The 8,984-nt window shown below is 63.8% G+C and carries 10 protein-coding genes; 7 read left to right on the top strand and 3 right to left on the bottom strand.

Annotated elements, in window-relative coordinates:
* From VN634_08470 to glnA, 3 genes are all read left to right on the top strand, one after another.
* The coding region (locus VN634_08470; GenBank protein ID HXC50903.1) for a J domain-containing protein at positions 1–233 on the top strand (233 nt) is incomplete at its 5' end.
* A 341-nt stretch (positions 234–574) separates the two neighbouring features.
* Positions 575–913: a P-II family nitrogen regulator gene (locus VN634_08465; GenBank protein ID HXC50902.1), complete on the top strand. Its 339-nt coding sequence runs from the start codon at positions 575–577 to the stop codon at positions 911–913.
* 71 nt (positions 914–984) lie between these two features.
* Complete coding sequence (glnA, locus tag VN634_08460) at positions 985–2,400, top strand: type I glutamate--ammonia ligase (GenBank protein HXC50901.1); 1,416 nt, start codon at positions 985–987, stop codon at positions 2,398–2,400.
* A gap of 124 nt (positions 2,401–2,524) precedes the next feature.
* Here the strand turns inward: glnA and VN634_08455 are convergent, their stop codons facing one another.
* The gene (locus VN634_08455; protein ID HXC50900.1) at positions 2,525–2,923 is read right to left on the bottom strand and encodes a hypothetical protein; all 399 of its coding nucleotides are present in this window, start codon (positions 2,921–2,923) and stop codon (positions 2,525–2,527) included.
* A 239-nt stretch (positions 2,924–3,162) separates the two neighbouring features.
* On the opposite strand from VN634_08455, the gene VN634_08450 reads away from it, so the two are divergent.
* On the top strand, positions 3,163–3,576 hold the full coding sequence (locus tag VN634_08450; protein HXC50899.1) for a DUF3617 family protein: 414 nt from the start codon (positions 3,163–3,165) through the stop codon (positions 3,574–3,576).
* A 36-nt stretch (positions 3,577–3,612) separates the two neighbouring features.
* On the opposite strand, the gene VN634_08445 is transcribed toward VN634_08450, so the two are convergent.
* Positions 3,613–5,358, bottom strand: a complete 1,746-nt coding sequence (locus VN634_08445) for an ABC transporter ATP-binding protein (GenBank protein ID HXC50898.1) — start codon at positions 5,356–5,358, stop codon at positions 3,613–3,615.
* Between the two features lie 230 nt (positions 5,359–5,588).
* The gene (locus VN634_08440) at positions 5,589–6,680 is read right to left on the bottom strand and encodes a hypothetical protein (protein HXC50897.1); all 1,092 of its coding nucleotides are present in this window, start codon (positions 6,678–6,680) and stop codon (positions 5,589–5,591) included.
* A 255-nt stretch (positions 6,681–6,935) separates the two neighbouring features.
* On the opposite strand from VN634_08440, the gene VN634_08435 reads away from it, so the two are divergent.
* The 3 genes from VN634_08435 (at position 6,936) to VN634_08425 (ending at position 8,979) form a co-directional block, all read left to right on the top strand.
* Positions 6,936–7,202 (top strand): hypothetical protein, encoded by a 267-nt coding sequence (locus VN634_08435; protein ID HXC50896.1) that lies wholly within the window; start codon positions 6,936–6,938, stop codon positions 7,200–7,202.
* A 206-nt stretch (positions 7,203–7,408) separates the two neighbouring features.
* Positions 7,409–7,771, top strand: a complete 363-nt coding sequence (gene arsC / locus VN634_08430) for an arsenate reductase (glutaredoxin) (GenBank protein ID HXC50895.1) — start codon at positions 7,409–7,411, stop codon at positions 7,769–7,771.
* An 83-nt stretch (positions 7,772–7,854) separates the two neighbouring features.
* Positions 7,855–8,979 carry an AAA family ATPase gene (locus tag VN634_08425; GenBank protein HXC50894.1) on the top strand — a complete coding sequence of 375 codons (1,125 nt, stop codon included), beginning with the start codon at positions 7,855–7,857 and terminating at the stop codon, positions 8,977–8,979.
* Positions 8,980–8,984: the final 5 nt, after the last annotated feature.

Below are 8,984 nucleotides of genomic sequence, written 5' to 3'. Positions count from 1 at the left end.
ACGGCCGCGAAGCGCCGCCGCCCGACCGCACCGCCGAAGCCCTGTCGGTCCTCGGGCTTGCGCCCGGTGCATCGGCGATCGAGATCAAGCAGGCATGGCGCCGCCTGTCCAAGGAGAATCATCCGGACCGGGTCACGCATCTCGGCGAAGAATTCCGGCGCGTTGCAGAAGAACGGATGCGTCGGATCAATGCGGCATACGACACATTGAAGGCCTCTGGCCTGGCTACATAGGAAAGCCGCCGGGCTGGCCACGTAGCGCCCGCTTCGCGCGCGCTCGAAGCGGCGGCGAAACCGGCGGGACGCGAACCGTTCGGCGCGCGCTCCCATGCACAAGATGCGGGCAGTGCCGGGAAACGTGGCAGCCACTTGGGCGGAAATGCTTGCGAATGCTTCGGATTTGCCGCCGCGGCAGTGGCATCGCAATTGCACAACGATCCCCGTAAGAACGCGGTAATCGCGCAGACCCCAGCCTTCGCGCCGCGGCCCGGCCCGACCGGCATCTGCGACGGACTACGGCTCGGCATCGCGGCAGCCGACAGCGGCCGCATATTCGAACGTCAGGAGTTCAAGAAATGAAAAAGGTCGAAGCAATCATCAAGCCCTTCAAGCTCGACGAGGTGAAGGAAGCCCTGAGCGGTGTCGGCGTCCAAGGCATCACCGTCAGCGAGGTGAAGGGGTTCGGTAGGCAGCGCGGTCACACGGAGCTGTACCGGGGAGCCGAGTACGTCGTCGACTTCCTGCCGAAGGTCAAGCTCGAGATCATCGTCAAGGACGACCAGGTCGATCCGGTCGTCGAAGCCATCACCGCGGCAGCCCGCACCGGCCGCATCGGCGATGGAAAGATTTTCGTCACGACGGTAGACGAAGTCGTTCGCATCCGCACCGGGGAAACCGGCGAGTCGGCGCTCTAGGCGACCGGCAGCCGTCCGAACAATCCGCACGCACGCAATCCCTTTAAATCGTCAGGAGGACCAGAGTTACAATGACAGCAGCGAAAGAAGCGATGAAGTTCGCCAAAGACAACAAGGTCGAGATGGTGGACTTCAAGTTCTGCGACATGCTCGGCACGTGGCAGCATTTCACGACGCCGACCAGCGAATTCGAAGAGGCCATTTTCGAAGAAGGCCTCGGTTTCGACGGTTCCTCCATTCGCGGATGGAAGGCCATCAACGCATCCGACATGCTCGTGATCCCCGACGCGGCCACGGCCCGCATGGATCCGTTCATGGAGAGGCCGACTCTGTCGCTGATCTGCGACATCGAGGATCCTCTCACGCGTGAGCGTTACGATCGCGATCCTCGCAACATCGCCCGGCGCGGCGTCGAGTTCCTCCGTTCGACCGGCCTTGCCGACACCTGCTACTTCGGACCCGAGCCCGAGTTCTTCATTTTCGATTCCGCGCGTTTCGTGACGCGCTCGAACATGGGCTACTACGAAGTGGATTCGTGCGAAGCCAACTGGAACACCGACGAAGACGGCGGCCAGAACCTCGCGTACAAGATCCGCTCGAAGGAAGGCTACATCCCCTGCGCGCCGAGCGACCAGTTCCAGGACATCCGCACCGAGATGTGCCAGGTCATGGAGAGCGTCGGCATCCGCATCGAGCGCCAGCACCACGAAGTGGCGACCGCCGGCCAGGCCGAGATCGACATGCGCTTCCAGCCGCTCGTCGAGATGGGCGACTGGCTGATGTGGTACAAGTACATCGTCAAGAACGTTGCGCGCCGCCACGGCCGCACCGCCACGTTCATGCCGAAGCCGCTGTTCGGCGACAACGGATCGGGCATGCACTGCCACCAGTCGCTGTGGAAGGACGGCAAGCCGCTGTTCGCCGGTGACAAGTACGGCGGCATGTCGCAGATGGCGCTGCACTACATCGCCGGGATCCTGCACCACGCACCGGCGATCTGTGCGATCACCAATCCGACGATGAACTCGTATCACCGCCTGGTTCCGGGCTTCGAAGCTCCGGTCAACCTCGCGTACTCGAGCCGCAACCGTTCGGCATCGGTCCGCATCCCGACGTACTCGCCGTCGCCGAAGGCCAAGCGCATCGAAGTGCGCTTCCCGGATCCGGCGTGCAACGGTTACCTCGCGTTCACAACGATGATGATGGCCGGCCTCGACGGCATCGAGCGCAAGCTCGATCCGGGCGCTGCGCTCGACAAGGACATCTACTCGCTGTCGAAGGCCGAGCTGCAGGACGTGCCGAGCGTCCCGGGCTCGCTGGCCGACGCGCTCGCCGCTCTCGAGAAGGACCACGCGTTCATGCTCAAGGGCGACGTCTTCAGCGAGGACTTCATCGAGACGTGGATCGAGCACAAGCGCGAGAAGGAGATCGACGCGATCCGCCTTCGCCCGCATCCGCACGAGTTCGAGCTGTACTACGACTGCTGAGTAGGAGCGCGCGAGCGCGACGTTCAGAAGGCAGTCTCTCGGCTGTCGACTGCGGGACAGAAAAAAGCGGCCCGCTTCCGGAAGGAGGCGGGCCGTTTCTTTTGCGCGCTGTGAGAGTGCGCCGTCAGGCTGGCGCCTTGCAGTCCACCGATTCGGTGTCGAGGAGCTTGATGTCCTTGTCCCAGATCCGCACGTCCACCGTGCGCCCGCCCCACTCCTTGCCGAACGTGATCTCGGTGCTGGTCTGGGCCGGCGAAGGATCCTGCCTGACCTGAAGCACGGGAGTGCCGGCGGCGTAGTAGTCGACCACGGTAACTCCGGCTCCCTTCCACGCAGCCTTCAGCTTGAGGTTCGTGCAGCTGAGCGTCGTGAGCTTTGCCCGTTGCGGCGCCTCGGCCGCTGCAGCTTCCTTTTTGCCCGTCGCCGGAGCGTCCGCAGCGAAGCACGCAGGCACGGCAAGCGATGCCGAAACGCCGGCGACGATTGCGGCGATGAAGGCAGGACGGATGAAACGGTTGGACATGAGTTGGCCTCCTCGACGCCGGCGCACCGGATCGGGCGGGCGTCTTTTTTTGCGCGCGAAATTAAGCAAGCCCGATTTCCGGTCAAGATCGCACCACGGAATTTTTTTCAGCGGCGGTTTTTCGTGTCGGCGTCGATGTAGACGCACGGATCCTGCGCGGGTACCCTCGGCGTGTGGAGGCGGGGAGGCTCAGGTCATTGGTCGGTGCGGTGCTCGCAGCGGGGAATTTGCGGTCATTCGTGCGCGTGTTGTTCGCGGCGGCCGTGCTCGTTGCCGCGTCGCGCTCGGTGCACGCCGAAGGTCTGCCCGTAGAGCCCGGGCTGTGGGAGGTCACCTGGTCGATGCCCGATCCACTTCGCGGCGAACCGATTCGCCAGGTCGAGCGCACGTGCGTTCGCGACCGCGTCATCACGGCCGAGCGCGTCAACGCAAAGATGCAACAGTGCCGGATCTCGAACGCGGTCATTCACGGTCCTACGGCCCGATGGAAAATGCGCTGCGACACGCCGGCCGGACCGATGACGGGAACCGGTTCGCTGCGCTCGTCGCCGGTCGCCGTCGCGGGATCCGTCGAGATGACGGTCGCCCTCGGTGCGCTCGAGATTCCGGTAACCGGAGCGTTCAAAGGTCGCAGGATCGGCGACTGCCGCTGACTTCGCGCTGATATCGCTTCGACGCGCTGAGTCCGGCTAGGCCGCTTCTTCGGCGGCCGAGGCTCCGAAACTCAGCCGCGCAAGCTCCGCATAGTAATCGCAGCTTCGCACCAGCTCGTCGTGGGTGCCGTGGCTGATGACCTTTCCCGCGCGCAGCACGTAGATCTGGTCGGCATCTCGAACCGTGGAAAGCCGGTGCGCGATGATGAGGCACGTGCGGTCGTGCCGCAGCTTGCGCAGCGCCGACTGGATGAGGCGTTCGCTCTTCGCGTCGACAGCGCTGGTGGCTTCGTCGAGCAGCAGGATCGGCGCGTCCTTCAGGAATGCGCGGGCGATCGACAGGCGCTGGCGCTCGCCGCCGCTCAGATGACTGCCGCGTTCGCCGACCTCGGCGTCGAGACCGCCCTCCAGCCGCTCGACGAATTCATCCGCCGACGCATGCCGCAGCGCCTCCCACAGCTCCTCCTCGGTGGCATCGAACTTTCCGAGCAGCAGGTTCTCGCGCACGGTCGTGTTGAACATGTAGCTGTCCTGCGACACGTAGCCGATCGCATCGCGAAGGCTCGCCTTGCTGAACTCGCCGATCGGCGTGCCGTCGAGAAGAATTGCGCCGTGCGTCGGCTCGTAGAGCCGCGTCAGCAGCTGGAACATCGTCGACTTTCCCGAACCGGTCGCGCCGACGAGAGCAACGGTCTGGCGAGGGCGTACGTCCATGAACACGTGATCGAGCACCAGGCGGTGCTCGTCGTACTGGAAACAGACGTCGTCGAAGCGGATGGCGCCGTCGACGTGCGTGAGCTGCCGGCCGCTCTGCAGATCCTCGCTTTCTTCCATCTTGAGGATCTCGAACACCCGCGGGGCACTGATCAGGCCGGTCATCAACGAGCTCATCAGCGTGTGGAGCCTCCCGATCGGCTCGTAAAGCATCGCCAGCAGCATCAGGAACTGCACGAGCTGGCCGACCGAGATGTCCTTCTGGATGCACCACCACGAACCGAAGCCGATCAGAAGGATGAGCCCCGCGTCTCCGAAGAAACCCATCATCGGTCCGTAGATGGCCCACGCCCGCTGAAGGCGCGTCTGCTGCCTGCGATAGACCATGCTCGACTGGTCGAACGCATGCTGCTTTTCCGGCTCCAGCGTGTAGCTCTTGATCTGGCGGATGCCGGCGATGTTGTCGTGCAGCAGGGCGCTGAGGTCGCCTGCCGAATCGCGGGCCTCGTTGGCGCGCGGCTGGACCCAGCGGCTGTAGATCCAGCCGCCGGATGCGATCAGCGGCACCGGGATCATCGTGACCAGCGCCAGGCTCGGATGCACCCACAGCATCACTCCGATCGTGACGGCAATCTGGATCAGCGCCGGAGCGGTCTGGTCGATTCCCTCGATGATCACACGCTGCGTGGCCGGCACGTCGTTCGACATCCGCATCAGGATGTCGCCGGTCGTCTGGCGGTCGAACCACTTCAGCGGCAGGTGCTGGATCTTGTCGTGCAGGCCGCTGCGCAGGTCGTGCGTCATGCGCAGCTCGAACGCGTTGTTGGCGACCGTTCTCAGTGCGTAAAACAGCTGCCGCAGCGCCATGGCGCCGAGCGCGAGCAGGACGGCGGGCACGATACGCGACGAATCACCCGACGGAATGATGTCGTCGAGAAACCAGCGTGTGATCCCGGGAAAGACAAAGCCCAGCAGCGAACCGGCCACCGCCAGACCGAGACCGGCGGCAACGCGCCACGGGTAGCGAAGCATGAAACGGATGACCAGCATTGCGGGGGACGACGTCATTCGCGCCAGTCTAGTGCGTCAGCAGACGGTCAAAAACCCGATCCGCGCAAATGCGCCCCCGAACGGGACTAACGTTGACATGTGGCGCGAATCTCTCGCGACGACGGACAATCCACGAGCGCTCTATAGTCGTCAGTCGTCATTGCCTCTGAGCCTGCGAGCACTTCATAAAAAAGGCCCCGCCCGGCATTGCCGGACGGGGCCTTTGTCGTTCGTTCGGACCTCGGCTCTTACGGGGTCGCCGGGTTCCAGGTCGACAGCGCCCATCCCGAGCGCTCGTGACCGTACTGGTTCCAGATCGGGTTCTTTCCGCCGGTGAACGACGTGTAGCGCGCCGCGCCGGTTCCCGTCGTGCCGCCGAACAGACCGGCCGTCACCGTCCCGCCGTTGTAGGTGGGATGGGTGTCGTCCGACTGGATGTAGTCATAGCTGGTCGTGGACGTCGCGAAGTGCGTGTTCGAGTCACGCAGCGTCGACTTCAGCGTCGACGTGATGCGCGTGACGTAGGTCGCCTCGCTTTCGCCCGGCACGTACTTCAGCGCCGCCGAGTCGATCAGGCCGTCGCCATTGCTGTCGTAGTCGGCGCCCATGTATTCGGCGAAATTGTCCACGCATGCGAAGCCGTAGGTGTTCGCGAAATTGCATGCTCTCCAGTTCATCTTCGCGATGTACGGAAGGAACTTGTCGCGCAGGTTCACCTTGGCACCGGTGGTCGCATCGGTGCACGAGCTCAGCACGTTGTCGGCGTTGTAGCCGGGATAGTGAAGATTCGCGATGACCTTCAGCTTCGTACCGGCGTACTGGTTGGCGTTGATGTACGTCATTGCGTTCTGCTGGTAGGTCGTACAGTTGTTCAGGGCCGTGTCCATCACGCCATAGTTGCACGTGCCGGTCTGTCCCTTGAAGCTGCTGCGCGCCTGAAGACCGTCGTTGCCGCACATCTCGAACGTGGTCACGCGGTTGCTCGTGGCCTGCATGTACGAACGCTCGGCGACGATCTTGTTGTTGTAGATGTCCGAAGCCACTGCGCCCGACTTGCAGCGACGAACGTTTTCAATGTCTGCGTTCCACAAGGCCGAAAGATACTCGGCGTCGACCGTCGTCGCCGCGTTCTTTGCCGCGTTCAGCGTCGAACCGTTGTAGCCGGCATAGATCGAATCGCCGTAAGCGGTGATCCGATACTTGGTGGTGGTGCCGCTTCGATCGATGGTCCACGAAACGTTCTGCGTCAGCGTGCTCGCCATGGCCTGGGAAGCCATCACGATCACTCCGGCGGTCGCGAAGAGCGTAAAGCTCTTCCTCAGGGCAAGTTGCCTGGTCATGTTTTCCCTCCTCCAAGGGTCTGTTTTGTTGCGGCCAAAGGAGCTTGGCCGTGAACATACTTACCAGTCAGTACGTGTGGAACACCAGCCTCGCGGGGGCAATAACATGACAAATCTCAAAACCGCGTGCGCTGTAAAGACCCCGATTGGCCGGCTGTCTGCCGGCTATCTGCGGTTGACGCGGCGCATTCGTGAACAAGCCGGATCCGCTGCCGGTCTTCTTGGCCGGCGGCTCGGTCCGCCAGAGGTGAGGTCATGAAAACGAGCACGAAAGTAACGATGGCGGGGCTGGGGCTGTTCGTGGCGCTTGGCGCGTCCGGCTGCATCATCAGGGACCCGTACTACGGGTACTACCGGGGCGGCTACGGATATGGACCCCACGTCTATCGCAGCCATGTGTACTACCACGACCACGACGATCGCCGGTGGCACGACGACCGCGACGCTCACCGCTGGGACCATGACCGCGACGATGATCATCGCGACGATCATCGCTGGGGCGACCGTCGACATGACGATTAACGGTCACTGATCAACAGCAGGGATTGCACTTTGCCGGCACAAGAAGGGGAAGCGCGCGTTCCACGCGCGCTTCCCTTTTTTGTCCTGCACGCGCCGGGCGCCGGAACCTGCATGCACACGACGAATAGAACGCCGCTGTCCGGGAAAGCCGGGAGGCCTTGCGTTGGCCTTCGAATCGGCAACGATGAAGCCACGGAGCGCGGGAGATGAAGGACGTCAGGATCTACCACAATCCCGCATGCAGCACGTCGCGCAATGCGCTGGCCCTGCTGCGCGGCGCCGGCATCGAGCCCGAGATCGTCGAGTATCTGAAAGAGCCGTTGTCGAAAGCCACGTTGCGCGAGCTGGCCGCGGCAACCGGAGGAAGCATCCGGCCGCTGCTTCGAGCCAAGGAAGCCCAATACCAGGCGCTGTCACTCGATGACCCGAAGTGGAGCGAAGAAGAGCTGCTCGATTTCGTCGCGCGCTATCCGATCCTCCTCAACCGTCCGATCGTCGTGACGCCGCATGGCACCAGGCTGTGCAGGCCCTCCGAATCGGTTCTCGATCTGCTGCCGGAAAAATCGTAGAGGCGGCCATCATCCGGCGGGACCTTGCATTGCCTCGGCGCGGGGTTCACTTCTTCGCCTGCCCGCCAGGGTAACCGACGACGATGCGCGTACGTTTTGCGGGGCTCGAGCTCGATGATCATCGCTGCGAGCTTTCGCGCGACGGAATTCCGATTGCCGTCGAGCCGCGCGTTTTCGATCTGCTGTCCTATCTGATCCGGCACAGGGACCGGGTCGTCATGAAAGACGAGCTGCTCGACCGGCTCTGGCCCGATCGCGACGTTCAGGAAGGCGCGCTCAGCATCTGCGTGCATCGCGCGAGGCGTCTCATCGAAGAGCGCGACGGGCCGCCGATGATCCTTACGGTGGCGCGTCGTGGTTACCGCTTCAGCGGGCCGGTGGAGGTAACGCGCCGGCGCGCAGCGGGCACATGGTCGGGCGACCCGTTTGTCGGACGCGAGCGCGAGTTCGGCGACCTTCAGGCGATCGTCGACGCGCTGTCGTCGACCAACCTGCGCACGGCCGAAGTCACCGGCGAAGAAGGCGTCGGCAAATCCGCGCTCCTCGAGGAAATCGGCACGTACGCGCGCCGCCGGCGCATGGAAGTTCTGCGGGCCGCCCCCGCTCCGGGCGCGACGAACTCGCTGTACTCGCTATGGGCGCAGGTCGTCGCCGCTTACGTCACGCGTTACGACTCGCGTTCGGTGCGGCTCGCGATGGGCCGGCACCTCGGCAGCCTGGCCTCGATCGTTCCTTTTCTCGGACGATGGGCCGAACCCGAATCGATCGACGATACCGACGCATTTCATGACTCGCTCCTCGAAGCGGTCGCAATCTCCATGCGGGCGGCGGCCGCCGACCGGCCGGTGCTGCTGCTGTTCGACGACGTCGAACGTGCAGACACCGGTTCGCTGTCGCTGCTGCGCCGGCTGCTGCCGATCTGCGCGTCGGCACCCGTCCTGATTGCGGTCGGATGGTCAGCCATGACGCCGCAACTCGCGGTGGTGCTTGACGCGATGCGCGAGCGCGAAGGACATCGTCGCTTCGAGCTCACCGATCTCGATCGCCCTGCCACGCAGCGGCTGCTCGACAATCTCTCGGGCAGCCCCGTTGCCGACCACGTCGTCGACGAAGTGATGCGCGCAACCGGCGGACGACCGGCACGCATCGAGAAGTGGTGGCGATCCGAGTCGCTGCTTCGCGATCGCAACGGATCGACGGCTACCTGACGAGA

Source organism: Candidatus Limnocylindrales bacterium, from assembly GCA_035571835.1.
GTDB lineage: Bacteria > Desulfobacterota > Binatia > UBA1149 > CAITLU01 > DATNBU01.
The sequence above is the reverse complement of the archived record's forward strand: the minus strand, read 5'-3'. Positions and strand labels throughout refer to the sequence as shown.

Coding starts and splice junctions, on each gene's coding strand:
- VN634_08465 (HXC50902.1), top strand. CDS start 575: ATGAAAAAGGTCGAAGCAATCATCAAGCCCTTCAAGCTCGACGAGGTG.
- glnA (HXC50901.1), top strand. CDS start 985: ATGACAGCAGCGAAAGAAGCGATGAAGTTCGCCAAAGACAACAAGGTC.
- VN634_08455 (HXC50900.1), bottom strand. CDS start 2,923: ATGTCCAACCGTTTCATCCGTCCTGCCTTCATCGCCGCAATCGTCGCC.
- VN634_08445 (HXC50898.1), bottom strand. CDS start 5,358: ATGACGTCGTCCCCCGCAATGCTGGTCATCCGTTTCATGCTTCGCTAC.
- VN634_08440 (HXC50897.1), bottom strand. CDS start 6,680: ATGACCAGGCAACTTGCCCTGAGGAAGAGCTTTACGCTCTTCGCGACC.
- VN634_08435 (HXC50896.1), top strand. CDS start 6,936: ATGAAAACGAGCACGAAAGTAACGATGGCGGGGCTGGGGCTGTTCGTG.
- arsC (HXC50895.1), top strand. CDS start 7,409: ATGAAGGACGTCAGGATCTACCACAATCCCGCATGCAGCACGTCGCGC.
- VN634_08425 (HXC50894.1), top strand. CDS start 7,855: ATGCGCGTACGTTTTGCGGGGCTCGAGCTCGATGATCATCGCTGCGAG.